The sequence below is a fragment of the Rhodospirillales bacterium genome (genome assembly GCA_016699855.1).
Classification (GTDB): Bacteria; Pseudomonadota; Alphaproteobacteria; order Reyranellales; family Reyranellaceae.
This window is the reverse complement of record CP064988.1, coordinates 816,673-838,209: the sequence shown is the minus strand read 5'-3', so window position 1 is coordinate 838,209 and position 21,537 is coordinate 816,673. Positions and strand designations below refer to the sequence as shown.

Below are 21,537 nucleotides of genomic sequence, written 5' to 3'. Positions count from 1 at the left end.
CGCCCGACGGCATGACCGCGTACATCATCCGCCGCCTGTTCGCGACGCTGCCGGTCATGGCCGTCGTGGCGGTGTTCGTGTTCTTCCTGCTGCGGCTGGCGCCCGGCGATCCGGCGGCGATCATCGCCGGCGACGACGCGACCGCCGAGAGCATCGCCGCCGTGCGCGTCAAGCTCGGGCTGGACCGGCCGGTGCTGGAGCAGTTCGCGCTCTGGATATGGCGCCTCGCCCAGGGCGATCTCGGCGTGTCGATCTTCTCCGACCTGCCGGTGACCCGGCTCATCGCGCAACGGGTCGAACCGACCGTGGCGCTGACGCTCTCGACGCTGTTCGTCGCGGTGGCGCTGGCGATCCCGACCGGCGTCGTGGCGGCGTGGCAGGCGCGGCGGCTGGCCGACCGGGCCGTCATGGTGTTCGCCGTGCTCGGCTTCGCGGTGCCCGGATTCCTCGCCGCCTACGTGCTGATCTGGATCTTCGCGGTGAAGCTCCAGTGGCTGCCGGTGCAGGGCTACCGGCCGATCGCCGAGGGTCTGTGGCCGTTCGTCGAGGGCCTCATCCTGCCGTCGATCGCGCTGGGCGTGACCTACATGGCGCTGATCGCCCGCATCACGCGGGCGTCGATGCTCGAGGTGCTGTCGCAGGACTACATCCGCACCGCCAACTCCAAGGGGCTGGCGACCGGACGGGTGCTGCTGCTGCACGCGCTGAAGAACGCCGCCGTGCCGATCATCACCGTCATCGGCATCGGCATCGCGCTTCTGATCTCCGGCGTCGTGATCACCGAGACGGTGTTCAACATCCCCGGCCTCGGGCGGCTGACGGTCGACGCCGTGCTGAAGCGCGACTACCCGATCGTGCAGGGACTGATCCTGGTGTTCGCCGCCGCCAAGGTGCTGGTCAACCTGATGATCGACATCTCCTACGCCTTCCTCGATCCGCGCATCCGGTACTGACGATGGCCGCGGTCGCCGAGAACGGGATCCTCGCCCCGGCGGCGCCGTCGCCGCTGGCGGCGCTCGCCACCGGCATCCGGCGCAATCCGACGATCGCCGTCGGCGCGGCGCTGCTGGCCGTCCTCGTCGCGCTGGCGGTCCTGGCGCCGTGGCTCAGCGGCGATCCGCTCAAGCAGAACACGCCGTTCCGCCTGCGGCCGCCGTCGGCGCGCTTCTGGTTCGGCACCGACCAGTTCGGCCGCGACATCTTCGCGCGCACCCTGCACGGCGCGCGGGTGTCGCTCGTCGTCGGCATCACCGTGGCGATGGTGTCCGCGGTCCTCGGCCTCGCGCTCGGCATCGTCTGCGGCTATTTCCGCCGCGTCGACGGCGTCGTCATGCGGATCATGGACGGCATCATGGCGATCCCGTCGATCCTGCTGGCGATCGCGCTGATCACGTTGACGCGGCCGGGGCTGGCCATCGTCATCGTCGCCATCGTCATCCCCGAGGTGCCGCGCGTGGTGCGCGTCGTGCGGTCGGTGGTGCTCAGCATCCGGGCGCAGCCCTACATCGACAGCGCCATCGCCGGCGGCACCCGCGGCGCCAAGCTGCTGGCGCGCCACATCCTGCCCAACACGCTGGCGCCGCTGATCGTCCAGGCGACCTACATCTGCGCCGCCGGCATGCTGATCGAGGCCGGGCTTAGCTTCCTCGGCGCCGGCGTGCCGCCGGAGATCCCGAGCTGGGGCAACATCATCGCGCAGGGCCGGACGTTCTTCCAGATCGCGCCGTGGAGCATCCTGATCCCCGGCGCCTTCCTCGCGCTCACCGTGCTGGCGGTCAACCTGCTGGGCGACGGCCTGCGCGACCGGCTCGATCCGCGGCTGGCGAGGCGGATGTGAACATCCTCGAGGTCCGCGATCTGGCGACGCATTTCCACACGCGCGACGGCATCGTCCGCGCCGTCGACGGCGTGTCGTTCGACGTCGCCGCCGGCGAGACGCTGGGCATCGTGGGCGAGTCCGGCTGCGGCAAGTCGGTGACGGCGCTGACGGTCATGGGCCTGATCCCGCCGGAGACCGCGCGCGTCGCCCGCGGCTCGGTGATGTTCGAGGGCCGCGAGCTGGTCGGCCTGCCCGAGCGCGAGATGCGCGCGATCCGCGGGCGCAGCATCTCGATGATCTTCCAGGAGCCGATGACCAGCCTCAACCCGGTGCTCACGGTCGGCACGCAGATCGCCGAGAACGTCGTGCGCCACACCGGCGCGGGGTGGCCGCGGGCGCGCGAGCGGGCGATGGAGATGCTCGATCTGGTGGGCATCGCCGATTCGCGGCGCCGGCTCGACGAGTACCCGCACCAGCTCTCGGGCGGCATGCGCCAGCGCGTGATGATCGCCATCGCGCTGTCGTGCGATCCGCGCGTGCTGATCGCCGACGAGCCGACCACCGCGCTCGACGTCACCATCCAGGCCCAGATCCTCGACCTGATGCTCGAGCTCAAGGAGAAGCTCGGCACCGCCATCGTCATGATCACCCACGATCTCGGCGTCGTCGCCGAGACGACGCAGCGCGTGGTCGTGATGTACGCCGGCCGGAAGGTGGAGGAGGCGCCGGTCGACGACCTGTTCGCCCGGCCGCTGCACCCCTACACACACGGCCTGATGCGCGCGATCCCGCGGCTCGACGTCGACGCCGAGATCGCCGGCCGCCGGCCGCGGCTGAAGGAGATCACCGGCATGGTGCCGCGGCTCGACCGCGAGCTCGTCGGCTGCGCCTTCGCGCCGCGCTGCGACTTCGCGACCGAGCGCTGCCGCGCCGAGGCGCCGCCGCTGGAGGACCACGGCGGCGGCCATTTCGCGGCGTGCTGGGAGACGCGGCGCGTGCTGGAGGCCACGGCGTGAGCGAGCCCGCGAGCCTCGAGGTCCGCGACCTCGTCAAGCACTTCCCGATCCACAGCGGCCTGCTGCAGCGGCGCACCGGCGCGGTGAAGGCGGTCGACGGCGTCAGCTTCGCCATCCGCCGCGGCGAGACGCTGGGGCTGGTCGGCGAGTCCGGCTGCGGCAAGTCGACGGTCGGCCGCACCGTGCTGAAGCTGCACGAGCCGACCTCGGGCGCGATCCTGCTGGGCGGCGAGGACGTCACCCGGCTCTCGCCGGGCGCGATGTGGGAGCACCGCCGGCGCATCCAGACGGTGTTCCAGGATCCGTACTCGTCGATGAACCCCCGGCTCAAGGTCGGGACCATCGTCGGCGAGCCGCTGGAGAATTTCGGCATCGCCACGGGAAGGGAGAAGGACGAGCGCGTCGCGGCGCTGCTCCAGCGCGTCGGCATGCGTCCCGACGCCATGCACCGGTTCACGCACGAGTTCTCGGGCGGGCAGCGGCAGCGGCTGGGCATCGCCAAGGCGCTCGCGGTCAATCCCGAGGTCATCGTCGCCGACGAGCCGGTGTCGGCGCTCGACGTCTCGGTCCAGGCGCAGGTGCTCAACCTGCTGATCGACCTGCAGGACGAGTTCCGGCTGGCCTATCTGTTCATCAGCCACGACCTCGCGGTCATGCGCCATATCAGCCACCGCATCGCGGTGATGTATCTCGGCCGGATCGTCGAGCTGACCGACAAGCGTTCCCTGTTCGCGACCCCGCTGCACCCCTACACCGAGGCGCTGCTGGCGGCGGCGCCGATCCCCGACCCCGCGAAGCGCAAGCGGCGGCGGATGGTCCTCCAGGGCGACGTGCCGAGCCCGGCGAAGCCGCCGCCGGGCTGCCACTTCCACACGCGCTGTCCCTACGCGATGCCGGCCTGCAAGGTCGAGACGCCGCCGCTGATCGAGGTCGCCGCGGGGCACCACGTCGCGTGCCTGCGCCGCCCGGGTGGGCGGCGACCATCCCCCCCGTCGTCCCCCGCCCGGCGCCTGGCGGAGGGGGGGGGCCGCGGGCTACCGTCCGCGGCGTTTCCGAACCGGTCCGTCTGGAGTCCCTGCGATGTCCGAACTCTGCGATCTCGGCGCCGTCGAGCTGCGCCGCCTCATCGGCGCGCGGTCGATCTCGCCGGTCGAGGTGCTCGAATCCTGCCTGCGCCGGATCGACGCCGTGAATCCGCGGCTGAACGCCGTGACGGCGATGTGCGTCGAGCGCGCCCGCGGCGAGGCGCGCGAGGCGGAGGCCGCGGTCCGCCGCGGCGACGCGCTCGGCCCGCTGCACGGACTGCCGCTGGGCGTGAAGGATCTCAACGAGACCGCCGGCCTGCGCACCACCTGGGGCTCGCCGATCTTCAAGGACCACGTGCCGGAGAAGGACGAGCGCATGGTCGCGGCGTGCCGCGCGGCGGGCGCCATCGTCGTCGGCAAGACCAACGTGCCGGAGTTCGGCGCCGGCGCCAACACCAACAACCCCGTCTACGGCCCGACGCGCAATCCGTTTGACACGGCGCGCATCTGCGGCGGCTCGTCCGGCGGCTCGGCGGTGGCGCTGGCGACCTCGATGCTGCCGATCTGCACCGGCTCCGACACCGGCGGCTCGCTGCGCACCCCCGCCGCGCTGTGCGGGATCGTCGGCTTCCGCGTCTCGCCGGGCACCGTCCCGACCGAGCGGCGGCCGCTGGGCTGGACCAACATCTCGGTGCAGGGACCGATGGGCCGCGACGTCGCCGACACCGCGCTGCTGCTGTCGGCGCAGGTCCGGTCCGACGGCGCCGACCCGCTGGCGCGTCCGGTCGATCCGGCGCTGCTGCGGGCGCCCGAACCGGCCGATCTATCGACGCTGCGGCTGGCGGCGTCGGTCGATCTCGGCTTCGCCATCGTCGACAAGCGCATCCGCGCCGCCTTCGCGGACCGGATCGGGCGCATCGGCGGTTGGTTCCGCGACTGCGCCTGGGCCGATCCGGACATGGCCGAGGCCGACGACACCTTCGAGGTCATCCGGGCGCAGAACTTCCTGACGTCGCAGCTCGACAACTACCGGAACCGCCGCCACCTGATCGGCCCGAACATCGTCGCCAACGTCGAGCAGGGCCTCGGCCACTCGGCGCTCGACGTGGCGCGCGCGCATGCGCGGCAGACCAGGATATTCCGCGCCTTCCAGGAGTTCTTCCGCGCCCACGACGTGCTGATCTGCCCGGCCACGACGGTGCCGCCGTTCCCGATCGAGACGCTCTACCCCGAGCGGATCGACGGCGTCGCCATGCGCACGTATTTCCCTTGGCTGGCGCTGGCCTACGGACCGACCATCACCGGCCATCCCGCGATCTCGATCCCCTGCGGGCTGGAGCCCACCGGCACGCCGATGCACCTCCAGATCGTCGGACCGTTCGGCGGCGACGCCAGGGTGCTCTCGGTGGCGCTGGCGCTCGAGAAGGCGATGGCTGGCGATCCGCATCTCGCGCGGCCGCTGCCGGATCTGAGGGCGCTCGCCGCCTGACCGGCGCCCGCGTTCACAATACGACGACGCCGATCAGCAGCAACGCCGCGAGCGCGGCGAGCGCCTGCGCGGCCGAGCCGCCGCCGATCAACAGCAGGGCGCGGGCCGTCCGCATCCGCCCGAGCGACGCCACGACCCAGAACAGCGGGTCGTTGACGTGGCACACCGCCGTGGCGCCGGCGCCGATCGCCAGCGTCGCCAGCGCGCGGCCGTCGGCGCCGTCGAGGCCGAGCGCCGGCAGCAGCGGCTCGACCAGGCCGGCGGTCGTCAGCACAGCGGTCAACGACGAGCCGTAGAGCGTCTTCACGATCGCCGCGCCGATGAACGGCGCCAGCAGGCCCAGCCGCGGATCGACGGCCGTCTCCGCCAGCAGCTCGCCCATGCCGGTCTCGCCCAGCACGCGGCCGAAGCCGCCCGCCAGCCCGGCGACCAGGATCACCGGCGCCGCCACGGCCACCGCGTCCGCGACGCCGGCGCCGTCGGCCAGCGCCCGGCGGTTCCACCACCGCGCCAGCGCCACGGCCGCCGCGATGGCGAACGCCGCCAGGAAGACGGGCCGCGCCAGCGCGTTCAGGTGCTCGCCGGCCTGGCCGATCGGAGCGGCAGGGTGCTGGGCGACGGACTGGGCCAGCAGCAGCGCGGCGGGCACCGCGATCATCGCGAGCGCGTAGCGCGACGGCGCTACCACCGTCGATCCGGAGTCGCCGCCGCCGCGCGTTAGCCGGGCGACGTAGAACCATCCGGCCGCCGCCATGATGACCGCGACGGGCAGGCCGAGCGCGACCACGCGAGTCGTCGAGGCGTCGAGGATGGTCGCGACCGTGACCGCGTCGGGCGAGGGGATGACGAGGCCGTGGCACGCGGTCATCGCCAGCAGGCCGGCGACCAGCGCGCGCGGCCCCGATGCCGTCGCCGCCAGGAAGCCGAGGCCGGCGGCGGTGGTCGCCCCGGCCCCGAGCGCGAAACCCGTGGCCGCGACGGCGCCGTCGCGGCCCATCGCGCCGCGGCCGGCGCGCCGCAGCAGGACGGCGATCAGCGCGCCCGCGAGCAACGGTAGGCCGAGCGGATCGACGGCGTGCGCGACACCGGCGCCGACCGCCCAGCCCATGCCGCCGATCGTGGCGTCGGCGGCCAGTCCGTATCCGATCGACACCAGGGGCAGCGCCAGCGCTGGATGCAGGCGCCACCGGTCGACCAGCGGCACCAGGACCACGACGGCGGCGAGGAGGAGGGCGGCCTGGAGCAGCGGCGACATGCTTGTTGCTCATATCACGCGGCCGGACCGTGACAAACCGGCCGGCGGCGCTATCGTGGCGCCATGCTCCGTCGCCGGCTGATCGGATCAGCGCTCGCTTCCGCCGCCGCCATCGCCGCGCCCGCCGCGGCGGGCCGGCCGCTGTCGTCGCTGCGCGTCGATCGCCGGCGCCTGGTCGACGCCGCCGGGCGGACTTTCGCGGTCAAAGGCATCAACCTGGGCAACTGGCTGGTGCCCGAAGGCTACATGTTCAAGTTCAAGACCGCGCGGTCGCCGCGGCGGATCTACGCCGCGTTCGAACGGGTCCTCGGCGCTGCCGGGGCGCGGGCGTTCTGGGCCCGGTGGCGCGACGCCTATGTCGACGCGGCCGACATCCGCTTCATCGCCGCCGCCGGCTTCAATGTCGTGCGCGTGCCGTTCCACTACGCCTCGCTGGTGACGCCGGGCGCACCCGGCGCACCGCCGCGCTTCGAGGGCGAGGGCTACGCCCGTCTCGACGCGCTGGTGGCGTGGGCGCGCGCGGCGGGGCTTCGCGTGATCCTCGACCTGCACGCCGCGCCCGGCGGACAGACGGGGTTCAACCACGACGACGGGTCGGGCTATCCGCTGATGTTCTACGTGCCGGCGCACCGCGCGCTGACGATCTCCATCTGGCGCCGGCTGGCGGCGCGCTACCGCGGCGAGCCGGCGATGCTCGGCTTCGACCTGCTGAACGAGCCCGTCGCGCCGTACCACGACGTCTCGCGCCTGAACCACAAGCTCGAGGCCTTCTACCGCGACGCCACCGCGGCGATCCGCGCCGAGGATCCGGATCGGATCGTGCTGCTCGCGGGCGGCCAGTGGAGCACCAATCTCGAGATGTTCGGCCGGCCGTTCGCGCCGAACCTCGTCTACACCTACCATGCCTTCTGGAGCAGCCCCCGGCGCGACTCGATCCAGCGGCACATCGACTTCTCGCTGCGCCACGACGTGCCGCTGCTCATCGGTGAGACCGGCGAGTGGACCGACGACTGGCACGCCGCGTTCCGTAAGCTGCACGAGCGGCTGGGCATCGGCTGGTGCTTCTGGACGTACAAGAACCTCGACACGCCCTCGACCGTGGCGTCGATCCGCCGGCCGGACGGCTGGGCCGACGTGGTCGCCATCGCCGATGGAGCCGCGCCCGCCGAAGGCGCGGCGCTGACACGCGCCCGCGCCGCGATCGACGCCTACCTGGCCGACGTGCCGCTGGCGCGCAACACGATCAACGCGGGCTACCTGCGCGCGCTGGGGATGCGGGTGCCGTCCGACACCGTCGCGCCGCGTTGACGGGGCGGCGCCGGGCCGCGACAGTCCGCCCCGCGGGCGAGGCGGCGCCCGCCATGGAACGAGGAACCGGAGCACGATGCGATATCGCGAGAAAGCCATGATCGTGGCGCCGCAGCCGGAGGCGACCGAGGCCGGCGCCGACATGCTGCGGGAGGGTGGCAACGCGGTCGACGCGCTGATCGCCTGCGCGTTGACCCAGGGCGTGGTCGATCCGCTGATGTGCGGCATCGCCGGCTTCGGCAGCTGCGGCATCTACATGCCGGGCAAGAGGTTCCACGGCTACATCGACGCGCACGCGCCGGCGCCGCTGGGCGCGCGGCCGGATATGTGGGCGAACCTGATCGAGGGCGAAGCGCGCGATGGCTACGGCTTCATCTTGCGCGGCCGTGTCAACGACATCGGCTACCGCTCGATCTGCGCGCCGGCCAATCTGCGCATGTACCACGACGCCCACCGCGAGCACGGATCGCTGCCGTGGTCGCGGGTGGTCGAACCGGCGATCCACTGGGCCCACAACGGCTGGACGGTGCGGCCGCACGTGCATTTCTGGTGGAGCGACGAAGGCGCCATGGGGCGCGCGCCCAACCACGAGCGGCTCACGTTCACGCCGGCCGCCAAGCGGCTCTACTGCCGGCCCGACGGCTCGCCGAAACGGGTCGGCGACCGGGTGGTGAACCGCGACTACGCCGAGGTGCTGCGCGCCATCGCGCGCGGCGGCGCCGACGCCTTCTACGAGGGCGAGATCGCGGCGGCCATCGCCGAGGATATGCGCCGCAACGACGGCCTGCTGACGGCCGAGGACCTGCGTAAATGGCGCACGGTGCGCACCGATCCATTGTGGAGCACGTACCGCGGCCGCCGCGTGTCGACCAACCAGCCGCCCGGCGGCGGCGTGATGCTGGTCGAGATGCTCAACATCCTCGAGAATTTTGATCTCGCCGCCATCGGCCACAACACGCCGGAATACGTGCGCGTGGTCGCCGAGGCGATGAAGCGCGCGACCATCGACAAGGACGCCCATGTCGGCGACCCGCGCTTCGTCGAGGTGCCGCTGGAGCGCCTGACGTCGAAAGCCTACGCGCGCGCCATGGCCGACGAGATCCGCGCGGGGTCAAGGCCAGCGTCCCGCGCTTCAACACCGGAACGCCGACCAAGGATACCACGCACATCTCCGTCGTCGACAAGGACGGCAACTGCGCCACCATGACCCACTCGCTGGGCATGCCGTCGGGCGTCGTCACGGACGGGCTGGGTTTCATGTACAACGGCTGCATGGGCGTGTTCGATCCGCGGCCGGGCCGGGCGGGCTCGATCGCGCCGGGCAAGGCGCGGTTCAGCTCGGTGGTGCCGTCGATCGTGTTCGACGGCGACCGGCCGGAGCTGGTGATCGGCGCGCCCGGCGCGACGCAGATCGCCATGGGCGTGCTGCACGCCACGCTCAACGCGCTGGATTTCGACATGACCATGGTCGAGGCCGTCAGCGCGCCGCGCTTCTCCGCCACCAGCGACGCCATCGACATCTCGAACCGCATCCCCTGGACGACGCAGCGGGCGCTCGAAGGCATGGGCTACGAGGTGATCCGCAGCCCCTACGGCTTCGGCTTCGCCGCCGTGCACGCGCTGCGCATCCACTCCGACGGACTCGATGGCGGCGCCGATCCCGGCCACGACGGCAACGTCGTCGCCGTGTGAGCGCGCCTAGAGCAGGGCCTTGCGGCGGTTGATCGACGTGGGCGCGTCGTACCCGGGATGCGCCTCGCGCGAGACCTCCGCGTAGCCCAACGCCGCGAACATCGCCTGGTTGGCGGCGAGCGCGATGCGCGCGCCGAGGGTGACGCCGGCGCAGCCGCGGCGGCGCGCCTCGTCCTCGACGAAGCGGATCAACGCGCCGGCGATGCCCTGTCCGCGTCGCGCCGGGGGCACCGACAGGCGGCCGAAATAGAGATCGTCGCCGTCCGGCCGGTAGAGGACGGCGCCCACGGCCACGGGCGCGCCGCCCTCGATGCGCCACGCGATGGCGGCGCCGCCGGGCGCGGCGAGCTGCGGCAGGATCGTCGCCGCGGATTCGTCGAGCGCGCCGGATTCCGGCTTCAGCCGGCCGCGGTATTCGATGAAAGCGGCGTTGATCAGCGCGCCGATGGCCGCCGCGTCCGCGTCGACGGCGCGCCGGACGATGATCGCGCCGTCCGTCATGGCGCCACCCTGCCGCCGCCATCGACGTAGAGCGTGCCGACGACCCGCGACAGCGACAGGCGCCGTGTGGCGCCGCCGACGACGAGGTCGAGCGCGTGGGCCTCCCATACCGGCGTCGCGCCGTCGACGAACGCCTCGTGGAGAACGCGTCCGTCGCAGCCGCCATGCGGCAGGCCGAGCAGGTGCAGGATCGTCGGGGCGATGTCGACGATGCCGGCGGGGCAGGGGGAGACGTAGCCGCCGCGGAACCGGGCGCCGCCGATCGCGAGGTAGTTGCCCATCTCGCGGGGATGCAGGCCGCCGTGGTTGCCGTGGCCATCGGCCAGCGCGCTGTCGTGCGGCGCGCCGCCGGGCCAGCCGCCACCGCCGACCGCGTCGTCGTGGGCGAAGGTGAACACCAGATCGGCGACGCGGCCGCTATCGAGGCCGACGAGGGCGCGGTTGAAGGTGCCATCCAGCGCGCCGGCGTCGCGGTCGGGCCCGGCGCTGAACAGCGCGCCGCTCCACGCCTGTTCGGCGACCCATTCCGCCACGGCGCGGCGCAGACCGGGATCGTCGCGGCGGAAGGTGACGGCCGACGCCGAGCCCGGCACGAGGCCGAGATCGGCGTTACCGACGGCGCGGGTGTCGACCGAGAAGCCGGAACCGGCGAACGCGCCGACGAGATCGATCCGGCCGCGGTTGGTGACCTGGCCGTGGTCCGACACGACGATGATCGTGCGGCGGTCTTGGTCGGGCGCGCGCTCCCACGCCTCGACGACCCGGCCGAACGCGGAATCGGCAGCCACAAGGGATTCGCGCGCCGCCGCCGAGCCGATGCCGGCGTAGTGGTAGGAATTGTCCGGGTCGGTGTACCAGAGCACCGCGACGTCGGGATCGATGCGCGGCAGCACGTGGTCGAGATAGATCGACGTGGCGTGCGCGACGCGCGCCGAGGCCGGCACGCCACCCGGCGGCGGCGGGCCGAAACGCGCCTCGATTCCGTCCCACATCGCCCGCGACGCGCTGTGCGCGGCGCCGTGCGCCGACCATCGAAGCTGGCCCAGCGCCTCGGCGCGGTGCGCCAGCAGCCACGTCGCGCCGGTCGATCCGGTGGCGACGACGGCGTAGGTCAATCCCGCCGCGGCCAGCCGCTCGCCCAGCGTCGGCGCGTCGATCAGCCGGCCGTTCCAGGCCGCGTCGACGGCCACGAGATCGTCGCGCTCCGCCGTCCGCACCCAGCGGTCGGCGAAGACGTCGCCGGCGTGGAACTGGTTGCCGACGACGCCGGCGCGCGCCGGCTGGCAGCCCGTGACCAGCGCCGCGGCGTTGACCCGCGTCTCGCTTGGAAAGACGCAGCGTGCGCGGGCGAAGCGGCAGTGCCGGTCCTGGAACGCGTGCAGGTTCGGCATCGTCGCGGCGTCGACCATGTCCGGCCGCAACCCGTCGAACACGACGATCAGGACTTTCGTGGCTCGTCGCCCCGGGCATGTACCTCGACATCTCCGACTCGCACCGACTAGCGATCGATCGACGCTCGACTCGACGCGAATCCCAAACGGCACGCGGTTCGCTAATCCGTTCAGGGCGCCTTCTTCAATTTCTTCTCCAGTGCTTCGGACGTCCCACTCGGGCAGAGCATGAGCACTGTAAGCTGGTAGTATCCGCCTGTCCGGTTGTACGTAACGCCTGCCGCGCAGCCGTAGTAAGGTTCCGTATTCTCGCGGACGATGAATTGCATCGGAAGCGGTGTCTTCTGCGCAAGATTCCCGCCGATGATCGCGGTCAGGGCACGCGATGTCGCCTGTGAGACGTTCCCGCTTTCCTGACCCCACTTCAGGTAGGCATCGCGCGATCCCGGGGATGTAGCCTTCTCCCAGTCGCCTGGGTTGGGAACGAAGGTCTTGGCGAGGCCGCCGAAGGTATAGGCGCTGATTCCGCCCTTGGCCTCGAATTCGTCCTTCCGCTTCCCGATCTCGTCGATGGAGAACCGCTCCGAAAGCTTCTCCGCGAGCGGGTCGAACACCACGATGAGTCGCGGATACAGATCCAAGGTCTTCATGAACATCCCGGCCTCCTTCTATTGGCGGTCTTGATGCGCCGCTCCGTGCTTGAAGCACGGGTCGACGCGGTGACGCTTGCTGAACAAACTCGTTCTACATTCTAGCCTCGACCAGCAATTTGCGGAACGCGCTCGACTGCCTCAGCGCTGGAGCCGCTTCGCATGCCCGAGCCAATTCACAGCTTTCTTCGATCATCGCCAACGCCTCCTCCCGACGCGAACTGGATTGCCTGAAGATCGCCGTCGCCAGCGCTCGTGCCGCGAGGGATTGCAGGCCCCGCAGACCACGCGTCCGGGCGTCCTGGTGAGCCGACCTGGCGAACCGCTCGGCGGTCGCATAGTCCTCCCGGGCGGCTAGTGCCATCGAGTAGAGCGCCTCCGCCGCGCAGAGTGCGGCCGCATGACCGATACTCCTCGCCCGATCCGCTGCGGTGCGCAGAGTGGCCTCCGCGGCACCGATGTCGCGGCACCCGAGGTGCGCGGCGCCAAGCTGGCCGCCGATCAGCGGCGAAAGGACGCCAATCCCATGCTTCTCGCAAAGCGCCAAGCCGCTTTGGAGAACCGCGGTCGCGGCAGCGAAATTTCCACCCAACACGAGCGTTGCGCCGTACCCGTAGGAGGCCGAAGCCATGTCGTAGACGTTGTTCGTCCTACGCGCCGTCTCGCGTGACCTCTTGGTCACAAGGTCGGCGTCGTCGTGCCGTCCCATGCTCGCATAAGCGCAGGCCAATACCGACCGGCACAGGATCGACGTGGTGGCCGTGGTGCCGATATGAGCCATCTCCCGCTCGGCCGACAGGTAGTCGACCGCCGGCAGTAGCGCTTGGACAGCATCGGAATACGCGCCGGAGGAGAAGAACGCCTGGCCAAGGGCGTATCGCGCCAGCACTTCCGCGGCCTTGTTCTCGGACGATCGCGCCTCGCCGAGCGCGGCCGACGCCGTCTCGATGGCATTTAGGACGTCCCCTTGAAATGTCAGGGCGAAAGCCGCTTGGACGCGGCAGATGAGCGCGGTTCTGAAGTCGTGAATCTCCGTGGCGAGCTTTTCGGCATCGGTCAGCATCCGCAGCCAAGAGGAGAAATCCGGCGTCGCGCCGATCGCGACGCGCAGCAACAGCCGTGTGCTGATTCCGAGCGATATCGTGTCGCGCGTGCGCGGCATCCTCTCGAGGTGGTCGAGCGCCTTCTGGCAGAAATCCTGCGCCGCCTGGTACGACGACGCCTCGATCGCGCCCTCCGCCGCCTTGCGCTCGTACTCGACCGCCTTCGCCCACATCTGCGCCTCGGCGGCGTGGTGGGCGAGGGTGGCGGTCCAGTCGCGCAGCTGGTCGGCGAAGCGCGCCTCGATGGCGTCGAGGATGCGGCGGTGCAGCCCCTGCCGGCGGTCGCGCACCATGGCGCCGTAGGCGGCCTCGCGGATGAACTCGTGCCGGAACTCGACGAAATCGCCGGAGCCGTCGGCGCTGTCGAACAGGATGTGGCGCGCCGCGAGCTCGCGGACCGCGGCCGGCAGCGCCGCCGTGTCGGCCTCGCCGACATCCGCCAGCAGCGCCCGCGGGAAGCGCTTGCCGATGGCGGCCGCGACCTGCGTCAGCGCCTTCAGCGGCGCGTCGAGGCCGTCGATGCGCGCGGCGGCGACGGCCTGGACGGAACGCGGCGTCTCGACCCGCGGCCGGTCGCCCGACGCGACGAACGCGCCGGGCGTGCCGTCGAGCGCGCCGCTCTCGACCAGGTGGCGCACGGCCTCCTCGAGGAACAGCGGCAGCCGTCCCGTCAGGTCGAGCAACTGCTCCTTCATCGCGCGTACCGACGGATGGCCGCCCAGCAGGCGGTCGAGGAAGCGGCCGGCGGTGTCGACCTGGAACTCCGACAGCGTTATCGGCAGGGTGTGCGGCGCGCGGGCCGGAACGCCGTCCATCGGACGGTGCGTGGCGACGATGGCGAGGCGCGCGTCCGGCAGGCGGTCGGGCAGCGCCAGCAGCACGGCGCGCGACTCGACGTCGGCCCAGTGGAAATCCTCGATCAACAGGAACAGCGGCCGCTCGCGTTGCGCGGCGTCGATGATCGCGACCACGGCGGCCTCGATCAGGCGGCGCCGCGCCGGCAGATCCATCTCGCTCCACGCCGGGTCGTCGCGCTGGAGATTGAGCAGCGCGGCCAGCGCCGAATCGCTTCCGGCCGGCGGATCGAGCGCGGCGAGCCGCGCCGTCAGCGCCGCGCCGACATCCTCGTAGGCGGCGGTCTCCTCGACCGCGAGCCAGCGGCGCAACAGCGCGCGGATGATGGCGAACGGCGCGCGGCTGCTGGTGGTCTCGCCGTCGGCCTCCCAGACCGTCCATGCGCCACCGGCCTCGCCGCCGACCAGCTCGTGCGCGACGCGCGACTTGCCGGTGCCCGGCTCGCCGCCGATCGCCAGGAACTGGGCGCTGCCGTTGCGCGCGCGGTTCAGCCGCCCGCGCAGGTAGCCCATCACCGCCTCGCGGCCGACGAACGGCGACAGCCCGGCCGCCTGCCGCGCCATCCAGCGCGAGCGCTGGCCGAGACCGGTCAATTCCCACGCGGCGACCGGCTGGTCGAAGCCCTTGAAGACGAGACCGTCCCGCCGCCGCGCCTCGACCGAACCCTGCACCAGGGCCCATGTGTCCCCGGAGATCAGCACGGTGTTCGACTCGGCCGCCTGCTCCAGCCGGGCCGCGAAATGCGCCGCCGGCCCCGTCACGTCGTAGCTGTGGGCGATGTCGCCGGGGCGGACGTGCGTCACGACATCGCCGGAGTGCAGGCCGATGCGCACGGCGAGGTCCGCGTCCGGCAGCTCCGCGATCCGGTTGCGCATCAGCAGCGCGGCGCGGCAGGCGCGCAGGGCGTGGTCGTCGACCGCCATCGGCGCGCCGAACAAGGCCATCACGCCGTCGCCCTGGATGCGGTTGACGATGCCGCCGGCCTCGCGCACCGCCGCGGTCATCACCTCGATCGCCGGCCGCAGCTTTTCGGCGGCGTCCTCGGGGTCGAGGTTCTGGATCATCCGCGTCGAGTCGCGGATGTCCGCGAACAGGATGGTGACGAACTTGCGCTCGGCGGGGATCGCGGCGGTCTCGCCACGCGTCGCGAGCCGGGTGCCGCACTCGCCGCAGAACCGCGCGCGCGGCGGGTTCTCGGTTCCGCAAGCCGGACAGCTCGCGAATCCGGACCCTGGCACCACGGGCGTCGCGGACGTCATTGCGTGCAGTCTCCCCGCGGGAAGATTGCGCCCGTCGCCCGGCTACCCGCAACCTTTTCGTGCGCGGCGGGTGTCGATATTCCCGAGTGTGAGCCCGCTCACTTGACGCCCGTTCGAGGTCGCGGCGGCGGGCCGCCGTCCGCGGCGTCGTTCCTGTCGCGCCGCAGGTGCCCGCCGCGCTATGGTTGCGGGGAACGGAGGACCCTATGGCTTTGATCACGTATCTCACCCGCATCCAGTTCGATTTCGGCGCGCTCAAGCTGCTCGATTCCGAACTCCAGACGCTGGGCATGCGCCGGCCGATGATCGTCACCGACAAGGGCGTGGCCGCCGCCGGCATCTGGGACAAGGTGAAGGCGGCGCTGCCCGGGAACCTGCCGCTGACCTACTACGACGGCACGCCGGAGAATCCGACCGAGGCGGCGATGCGCGACGCGCTGAAGCTCTATAGGGCGGGGGATTGCGATGGGATCATCGCGATCGGCGGCGGCTCCTCGATGGATCTCGCCAAGGCGGTGGGCTTGATGGCGACCCATCCCGGCGAGTCGCTGCTGCCCTACGCGATGGTCGAGGGCGGCATGGCGAAGATCACGGCGGCGATGGCGCCGTTGGTCGCGATCCCGACGACGGCCGGGACGGGCAGCGAGGTCAGCCGCGGCGGCGTGGTCATCATGGACGACGGCCGCAAGCTCGCGATCGGCAGCCCGCACCTGATTCCGCGGCTGGCCCTGTGCGATCCCGAGCTGACCCTCGGCCTGCCGCCGCATCTCACCGCCGGCACCGGCATGGACGCGATCGCGCACTGCATGGAGACCTACATGGCGCCGTCGGTGAACCCGCCGGCCGAGGCCATCGCGCTCGACGGTCTCGACCGGGCGTGGCGCCATCTCGAGCGGGCGGTGCGGGACGGCAACGACCGCGACGCGCGCTGGAACATGATGATGGCGTCGATGGAGGGGGCGATGTGCTTCCAGAAGGGCCTCGGCGCGGTGCACGCGCTGAGCCATCCCTCCGGCGGCCTCAAGGGGTTGCGCCTGCACCACGGCACGCTGAACGCCGTCTACCTGCCGCCCGTGCTCCGTTTCAACGGACCCGCGCTCGGCGTCGAGAAGATCGCGAGGATGGCCGCGATCCTCGGCTGCGCCCCGACGGCCGCCGCGTTGGCGGAGGCCATCGCCGCGATGAACGCGCGCATCGGGATCCCGTCGGGTCTCGGCGCGATGGGCGTCGGCGCGGACCGCCACGAGGCGATCGCCGACGGCGCGCTCGGCGACCACTGCCACCTCACCACGCCGCGGCAACCGACGAGGGACGAGTACCTCGGTCTGATCGCCGAGGCCGCGTGAGCCGGACTACCTGATGTCGGCGTAGGGATGCGCCGGCGTCGCCAGCGGGCGCAGGTCGGCGTAGGGGATCACCACCGGATTGGGCTCGTAGCCCATGTAGCAGACGGCCGCCGCGAACGGCCATCCCATGGCGTGCACCGCCAGCCCGCCGGCCGTGAAGTAGAGCAGATAGCTCGACGCGCCGGAGGATCGCCGGTCCAGGAAGCCGTCGTCGAGGATGTCGCCGCCGCAGACGTCGTCGGCCTCGCCGACCTTCGCGCGGTGCCCCCGCGTGGCGGCGCGCAGGCGCTCGATCCATAGACGGTCGAACGCGTCGCGCAGCGCCGGCGTCGAAAGATCGAGATAGCCGCCGAACGCGCCGGGCGGCGTGTCGTGGATCGAGTGGAGCGCGCGCATCTCCAGGCCGCGCGCGAGATCGACGGACGCCGCCTCGATGGCGTGGGTCGGGTGGGCGCCGCCGCACTCGTACATCGCCGCCGCCGTGAAGCTCAGCAGCGTCGGCGAAAGATACGTGACCACAGGCTCCCGCCAGGGTTGGTCGACCTTGGTGACCACGCGTCCGCCGGCGGCGGCGGATTGCGCGCGGAAGCGGTCGCATTGCCGCGCCTGCGCGATGAACCGCCAGTGCGCGCGGTCGAGCGCCGCGTTGGCCGGCGCGATCCTGGTCGGATCGGGATGCCGCGTCAGGCGCGGAACGGCGATACCGGTCGGCGCGTCGCGCACCAGCCTGTAGGCCACGGGTCCGGACGCCGGCGCTTCCGCCTCCGGCGTGAACCGCGCCAGCGCGAGCACCCGGCGGTGCTCGTAGGGCGTCGCCTCGGGCGAGACGTAGTCGTCCCGGCAGCACGGCCGCGACGGCGCGGCCACGCGCCGCAGCGCGACCGACGCCGTCCGCCCGGTCGCCGGATCGCGCCAGACGCCGTCGAGGCGGTCTCCCGACAGCGTCAACGTCCACGCGCCGGTGCGTTGTCCCGGCCGTCCATCCGGGCGCGGCGCGCTCTCCTCCACGTTCAAGCGCGCGCCTTCGGCGCGGATCGCGAGGTCAAGATTCTCGGCCACGCGCGTGTAGAAGTAGACGCCCTTTGCGCCGCCGAGCTCGACCACGACCGGCGCGCCGCCGATCGCGCCCTCGTAGATTCCGACATGGGCCGCGGCGGTCGGCGCCGGAGACTGCGCCCGCGCCACGGCGCCGAGCGCCAGCGCCAGTAGAACCGACGGCGCGAAGAGAAGGACACGCATGGACGACGCTCCGGAAGGACGCCGCGAGCCTACCATGCGCCGCGCGTTCCGCGCATCGGCGCCGCCGGCTTGGACATCGGTCGCGTCAGCCGGCTACCATCGCGACGCAACGGGTGGAGACGGGCACATGAAGGTGAAGGACAAGGTCTGCGTCGTGACCGGCGCGGCGGGCGGAATCGGCGAGGCGGTGGCGCGGCGCTACGCCGCCGACGGCGCGCGCGGGGTGGTCGTCGCCGACATGTCGGTCGACCGGGCCGCCGCCGTGGCGCGCGACATCGGCGGGCTGGCGGTGGCCTGCGACGTGGCGAAGGAGGCGGACGTCCAGGCGCTCATCGCGAAGGCGGAGGCGAAATTCGGCCCGGTCGACGTGTTCTTCTCCAACGCCGGCATCGCGCGCGCCGGACACGAGGGCGCGTCGGACAAGGACTGGGCCGACAGCTGGGCGATCCACGTCATGAGCCATGTCTACGCGGCGCGCGCGCTGGTGCCGGGCATGCTGGCGCGCGGCTCCGGCTATCTGCTCAACACCGCCTCGGCCGCCGGATTGCTCGCCTCGATGGGTTCGGCGCCCTACGGCGTCACCAAGCACGCCGCCGTAGCGCTGGCCGAGCATCTGTCGATCCAGTACGGCGACAAGGGCATCCGCGTCTCGGTGCTGTGCCCGCAGGCGGTCGACACCGACATGTACCGCGGCACGGGCACGACCGCCGCCGGCATCGACGGGATCATGAAGCCCGCCGAGGTCGCCGACGCCGTGGTCAAGGCGATGGACGAGGAGCGGTTCCTGATCCTCTCGCATCCCGTCGTGCACGACTACATGCGCCGCAAGGCCAACGATCTCGACCGCTGGCTGGGCGGCATGCGGCGCCTGCGCGACCGCACCGTGAAGTAGCCCGCCGCGGACGCCGGAGCCGGTCGATGCCGCTCGCCGTCACGATGTGGCTGGATTGCCGCAGCCCGTACTCGTATCTCGCGCTCGAGCCGGCCCTCGCGCTGGAGCGCGATTTCGACGTCGCGCTGGCGATCAAGCCGTTCACGCTGGAGATCGGCGGCGCGCTGAACCTCGCCGATCCCGCCGCCGTCGCGCGCGGCATGCGCAAGATCAAGTACCTCTACATGGACGTTCGCCGCTTCGCCCGGCCGCGCGGACTGACGATCCTCGGGCCGAGGAAGGTGTTCGACGGCGCGCTGGCGCATCTCGGCCTGCTCGTCGCCGGCGGCCACGGGCGCGGGCGGGACTACCTCGCCGCCATCTACCCGCTATTCTTCCAACGGCGCATCGACATCGAGAACGCGGACGAGATCGCGGGCGTGCTGTCGGGGATCGGCGTCGATCCGGCGGGGCTCGCGGCGGCGCGCGACGGCGACGGCCCGGAGCGGCTCGCCGCGCTCAACGCAGAGGCGGAGGGGCAGGGCGTGTTCGGCGTGCCGACATTCGCTGTCGACGGCGAATTGTTCTGGGGCCACGACCGCGTCGAGCTTCTGCGCGGACGGCTCGCGGAGAAGGCGCCGCGCTGAGCCCGGCGGCCTCGCCTCGTCGCGCTTGCTCGACACGTCTGAAAGCCGCCACGCCGGCGCCCCGTCCCGAGGCGGCGGTCGCGCGCGCCGCGCGCGGGATCGAGCGCGTCCGCATCGACTCCCGCCGCGTCGCGCGGCTATGCTGGCGTCGAATGGTCGGCATCGGCTCGGTGGTCCACGGCGGGGTCTCGCGACATCGTTGGATCGCGCCGACGCCGGCCGCTCGACCTCCTCGGGAACGGCCTCAGAGTGGCGGAGATCGGCGATGATCACGCGTTTGGCGTACTTGGTCGGCGTTGGTGCGGTGTTGTTGGGCGGCGTCGGCCGGGTCGAGGCGCAAGGCGCCGGGACGAGGGTCGGGGCCGGCGTGGCTGATGGCACCTATCGCTGCCACAAGCTGTCGCCGAGCGGCGGCTTGAGGCAGATGGGCACGATGGAGGTGCGCGGCGGCATGGCGCGGCTGCCCGGCCTGCCCGACGACTGGACCGTCCAGGCGGTGGCCGTGCGCGGCACGAATTCGCGCGGCGAGACCGTGGTCGCGTTCGACTACCGCAGCGCGGCGGGCATCAGCGACCGGCTGGACTGCATCCGGCAGTAGGCGGTGGTGCGGCGCGCGGCGGGACGGCCGGGCGCGGCTCGCCGCGCTCAACGTCGAGGCCCAGGAGTGGTCGGCGTGCCGGCATTCGCAATCGACGGCGAGCTGTTCTGAGGCCACGGCAGGGTCGATCTCCCGCGCGAAAGGCCGGCCGCGAAGGCGCCGCGTCAAGCCCGGCGGCCTTGCCACGCCCGCTCGGCGACACCGCAAGGCGCCACGCCAACGCCCCATCCCGCCGCTTACGGATCCGCCTGACGCTTGTCGCCGTCAGCCCGGTGTCCGCGCGCTCGACAGGTCGTCAGCCGCCGAGGAAGCGCCGCACTTCCAGATAGGAGCGGTCGTTCGCGTCGGGCGCCTGCCCGTTCTGCACGCGCTGGAGGCAGTTGGCTTGCGCGGTCCTTGCCATGCGGTACATCGCCGCCTGCCGCGCGTGCTGGGCTTCGAGCGTCGCGATCTGGGCGTTGGCGTCGCGGATCAGCCCGCGCAGCGCCTCGAGCGTCCTCATGTCCTTCATCCGCTTGGCGGCGAAGAACGCCATGTCGAAGGCGCCGGCGACCGGATCGCCCATCTCTCCAAGCGTCTCCTTCAACGCCGCCTTCAAGACGTCGAACGAAATGCCGTCTGGCTTCGTCAGGTGTTCCATCAGCTCCGACCGCCCCTGCCCGGCGTCCTTGAGCAGGCGCTTGTCGATCGACTTGAAGCCGGCCTTGATGAGCTTGTCCCGCAAAGTGCTCACCGCCACCTCGCGCAACGCCGCCTCGGCCATCTTTCCCAGTGGCCAGCCGGCCGCGAGGGCGCCGGCGTCGACCACGGCGCCGGCATAGCCGCTCCTGCGCTCGACCTCGTAGCGGTCGTCAAGGGACGCGCGGAAGCGGCGTAGCACCTCGAGCGAGACCTGCGAGGCCATAGCGCGGGCTCGGATCTCGTCCTCGGCATCGTCATGGTCGGCGCATCTCGCCCGTTCAGCGGCGCTCAGGGGCCTCGGGGCGGAGATGCCCTGGTGGATCACCCCCGACCAGCGGAACGTGCCGGGAACCTTGGTGCAGCTATACGTGCCCTGGACGGTGTTGCCGGAGAGCGTGCCCGTGTAGTTGCAGTCGTTGCCGTCGGTGCTGTTGTAGCGCTGGACCGTGACGGCGCCGCCGTCGATGTTGATGGTCAACCCGGCGTGGATGCGCCCGTCATACCAGTCCTTCGGTCCGAGCCAGTCGCCGTCGAACACATTGGCCGAACCTCGCCGCGTCCACACCGCGTGCCAAACGCCATTGTACTCGGTGATTACCCAGCGCACGCCCAGCGGATCGTCCTGAGCGCGGGCCGGTTGTCCGGCGCCGATCAGCGCGACGAGGAGGCTGCCGGCCGCGAGGTGGCGGTTGATCATCACGATATGATCCCCATGGTCGATCGAACCCTGCGACTCCGGCCATCATGGACAGTGGCCGTCGTGCGGTCGCGACGTCCGCGCATGCCCCTCTA

General features: G+C 71.8%; 16 protein-coding genes and 2 pseudogenes. 11 read left to right on the top strand and 7 right to left on the bottom strand.

Features of this window, described 5'->3' with window-relative positions; all coding sequences use genetic code 11:
- Window positions 1-11 precede the first annotated feature (11 nt).
- The 5 genes and pseudogenes from IPK81_04010 (at window position 12) to IPK81_03990 (ending at window position 5,349) form a co-directional block, all read left to right on the top strand.
- Window positions 12-953, top strand: coding sequence for an ABC transporter permease (locus tag IPK81_04010; protein ID QQS13421.1), 942 nt, complete (start codon window positions 12-14; stop codon window positions 951-953).
- 2 nt (window positions 954-955) lie between these two features.
- On the top strand, window positions 956-1,837 hold the full coding sequence (locus IPK81_04005; protein ID QQS13420.1) for an ABC transporter permease: 882 nt from the start codon (window positions 956-958) through the stop codon (window positions 1,835-1,837).
- Window positions 1,834-2,835 (top strand): ABC transporter ATP-binding protein, encoded by a 1,002-nt coding sequence (locus IPK81_04000; GenBank protein ID QQS13419.1) that lies wholly within the window; start codon window positions 1,834-1,836, stop codon window positions 2,833-2,835. Before IPK81_04005 ends, IPK81_04000 begins: the two co-directional genes overlap by 4 nt.
- Window positions 2,832-3,794: pseudogene (locus IPK81_03995) on the top strand (dipeptide ABC transporter ATP-binding protein). The gene IPK81_04000 and the pseudogene IPK81_03995 overlap by 4 nt, the downstream one beginning before the upstream one ends.
- Before the next feature lie 121 nt (window positions 3,795-3,915).
- Complete coding sequence (locus IPK81_03990) at window positions 3,916-5,349, top strand: amidase (GenBank protein ID QQS13418.1); 1,434 nt, start codon at window positions 3,916-3,918, stop codon at window positions 5,347-5,349.
- A 13-nt stretch (window positions 5,350-5,362) separates the two neighbouring features.
- On the opposite strand, the gene IPK81_03985 is transcribed toward IPK81_03990, so the two are convergent.
- Window positions 5,363-6,604 (bottom strand): GntP family permease, encoded by a 1,242-nt coding sequence (locus tag IPK81_03985; protein QQS13417.1) that lies wholly within the window; start codon window positions 6,602-6,604, stop codon window positions 5,363-5,365.
- Between the two features lie 63 nt (window positions 6,605-6,667).
- Between IPK81_03985 and IPK81_03980 the strand changes: the two genes are divergently transcribed.
- Entirely contained in the window at window positions 6,668-7,912 is a 1,245-nt protein-coding gene (locus IPK81_03980; protein QQS13416.1) for a cellulase family glycosylhydrolase, read from the top strand.
- A 97-nt stretch (window positions 7,913-8,009) separates the two neighbouring features.
- Window positions 8,010-9,604, top strand: a pseudogene (locus tag IPK81_03975) (gamma-glutamyltransferase family protein).
- 6 nt (window positions 9,605-9,610) lie between these two features.
- Here the strand turns inward: IPK81_03975 and IPK81_03970 are convergent.
- The 4 genes from IPK81_03970 to IPK81_03955 all read right to left on the bottom strand — a co-directional run bounded on the left by IPK81_03970 (window position 9,611) and on the right by IPK81_03955 (window position 15,363).
- Complete coding sequence (locus IPK81_03970) at window positions 9,611-10,105, bottom strand: GNAT family N-acetyltransferase (protein ID QQS13415.1); 495 nt, start codon at window positions 10,103-10,105, stop codon at window positions 9,611-9,613.
- Window positions 10,102-11,538, bottom strand: coding sequence for an alkaline phosphatase family protein (locus IPK81_03965; protein QQS13414.1), 1,437 nt, complete (start codon window positions 11,536-11,538; stop codon window positions 10,102-10,104). The genes IPK81_03970 and IPK81_03965 overlap by 4 nt, the downstream gene beginning before the upstream one ends.
- A 128-nt stretch (window positions 11,539-11,666) precedes the next feature.
- Window positions 11,667-12,152, bottom strand: coding sequence for a hypothetical protein (locus tag IPK81_03960; protein ID QQS13413.1), 486 nt, complete (start codon window positions 12,150-12,152; stop codon window positions 11,667-11,669).
- Between the two features lie 88 nt (window positions 12,153-12,240).
- Window positions 12,241-15,363, bottom strand: coding sequence for an AAA family ATPase (locus IPK81_03955; protein ID QQS13412.1), 3,123 nt, complete (start codon window positions 15,361-15,363; stop codon window positions 12,241-12,243).
- A 206-nt stretch (window positions 15,364-15,569) separates the two neighbouring features.
- Between IPK81_03955 and IPK81_03950 the strand changes: the two genes are divergently transcribed.
- A complete protein-coding gene (locus IPK81_03950) occupies window positions 15,570-16,709 on the top strand; it encodes an iron-containing alcohol dehydrogenase (GenBank protein QQS13411.1) in 1,140 nt (379 codons plus the stop codon).
- Window positions 16,710-16,715: 6 nt separating this feature from the next.
- On the opposite strand, the gene IPK81_03945 is transcribed toward IPK81_03950, so the two are convergent.
- Entirely contained in the window at window positions 16,716-17,948 is a 1,233-nt protein-coding gene (locus tag IPK81_03945) for a hypothetical protein (protein ID QQS13410.1), read from the bottom strand.
- A gap of 127 nt (window positions 17,949-18,075) precedes the next feature.
- Between IPK81_03945 and IPK81_03940 the strand changes: the two genes are divergently transcribed.
- The 3 genes from IPK81_03940 (at window position 18,076) to IPK81_03930 (ending at window position 20,064) form a co-directional block, all read left to right on the top strand.
- Window positions 18,076-18,840 carry an SDR family oxidoreductase gene (locus IPK81_03940; protein QQS13409.1) on the top strand — a complete coding sequence of 255 codons (765 nt, stop codon included), beginning with the start codon at window positions 18,076-18,078 and terminating at the stop codon, window positions 18,838-18,840.
- A 26-nt stretch (window positions 18,841-18,866) separates the two neighbouring features.
- A complete protein-coding gene (locus IPK81_03935) occupies window positions 18,867-19,466 on the top strand; it encodes a DsbA family protein (protein QQS13408.1) in 600 nt (199 codons plus the stop codon).
- Window positions 19,467-19,731: 265 nt separating this feature from the next.
- Window positions 19,732-20,064 carry a hypothetical protein gene (locus IPK81_03930; protein ID QQS13407.1) on the top strand — a complete coding sequence of 111 codons (333 nt, stop codon included), beginning with the start codon at window positions 19,732-19,734 and terminating at the stop codon, window positions 20,062-20,064.
- A 295-nt stretch (window positions 20,065-20,359) separates the two neighbouring features.
- Here the strand turns inward: IPK81_03930 and IPK81_03925 are convergent, their stop codons facing one another.
- Complete coding sequence (locus tag IPK81_03925; GenBank protein QQS13406.1) at window positions 20,360-21,442, bottom strand: hypothetical protein; 1,083 nt, start codon at window positions 21,440-21,442, stop codon at window positions 20,360-20,362.
- Between the last annotated feature and the right edge of the window lie 95 nt (window positions 21,443-21,537).

What these genes read in the sequence shown, in the direction of transcription:
- IPK81_03940 (QQS13409.1), top strand. Translation starts at nt 18,076, where the DNA reads ATGAAGGTGAAGGACAAGGTCTGCGTCGTGACCGGCGCGGCGGGCGGA.
- IPK81_03930 (QQS13407.1), top strand. Translation starts at nt 19,732, where the DNA reads ATGATCACGCGTTTGGCGTACTTGGTCGGCGTTGGTGCGGTGTTGTTG.
- IPK81_03990 (QQS13418.1), top strand. Translation starts at nt 3,916, where the DNA reads ATGTCCGAACTCTGCGATCTCGGCGCCGTCGAGCTGCGCCGCCTCATC.
- IPK81_03960 (QQS13413.1), bottom strand. Translation starts at nt 12,152, where the DNA reads ATGTTCATGAAGACCTTGGATCTGTATCCGCGACTCATCGTGGTGTTC.
- IPK81_03955 (QQS13412.1), bottom strand. Translation starts at nt 15,363, where the DNA reads ATGACGTCCGCGACGCCCGTGGTGCCAGGGTCCGGATTCGCGAGCTGT.
- IPK81_04010 (QQS13421.1), top strand. Translation starts at nt 12, where the DNA reads ATGACCGCGTACATCATCCGCCGCCTGTTCGCGACGCTGCCGGTCATG.
- IPK81_03970 (QQS13415.1), bottom strand. Translation starts at nt 10,105, where the DNA reads ATGACGGACGGCGCGATCATCGTCCGGCGCGCCGTCGACGCGGACGCG.
- IPK81_03950 (QQS13411.1), top strand. Translation starts at nt 15,570, where the DNA reads ATGGCTTTGATCACGTATCTCACCCGCATCCAGTTCGATTTCGGCGCG.
- IPK81_03945 (QQS13410.1), bottom strand. Translation starts at nt 17,948, where the DNA reads ATGCGTGTCCTTCTCTTCGCGCCGTCGGTTCTACTGGCGCTGGCGCTC.
- IPK81_03980 (QQS13416.1), top strand. Translation starts at nt 6,668, where the DNA reads ATGCTCCGTCGCCGGCTGATCGGATCAGCGCTCGCTTCCGCCGCCGCC.
- IPK81_03925 (QQS13406.1), bottom strand. Translation starts at nt 21,442, where the DNA reads ATGATCAACCGCCACCTCGCGGCCGGCAGCCTCCTCGTCGCGCTGATC.
- IPK81_03985 (QQS13417.1), bottom strand. Translation starts at nt 6,604, where the DNA reads ATGTCGCCGCTGCTCCAGGCCGCCCTCCTCCTCGCCGCCGTCGTGGTC.
- IPK81_04005 (QQS13420.1), top strand. Translation starts at nt 956, where the DNA reads ATGGCCGCGGTCGCCGAGAACGGGATCCTCGCCCCGGCGGCGCCGTCG.
- IPK81_03935 (QQS13408.1), top strand. Translation starts at nt 18,867, where the DNA reads ATGCCGCTCGCCGTCACGATGTGGCTGGATTGCCGCAGCCCGTACTCG.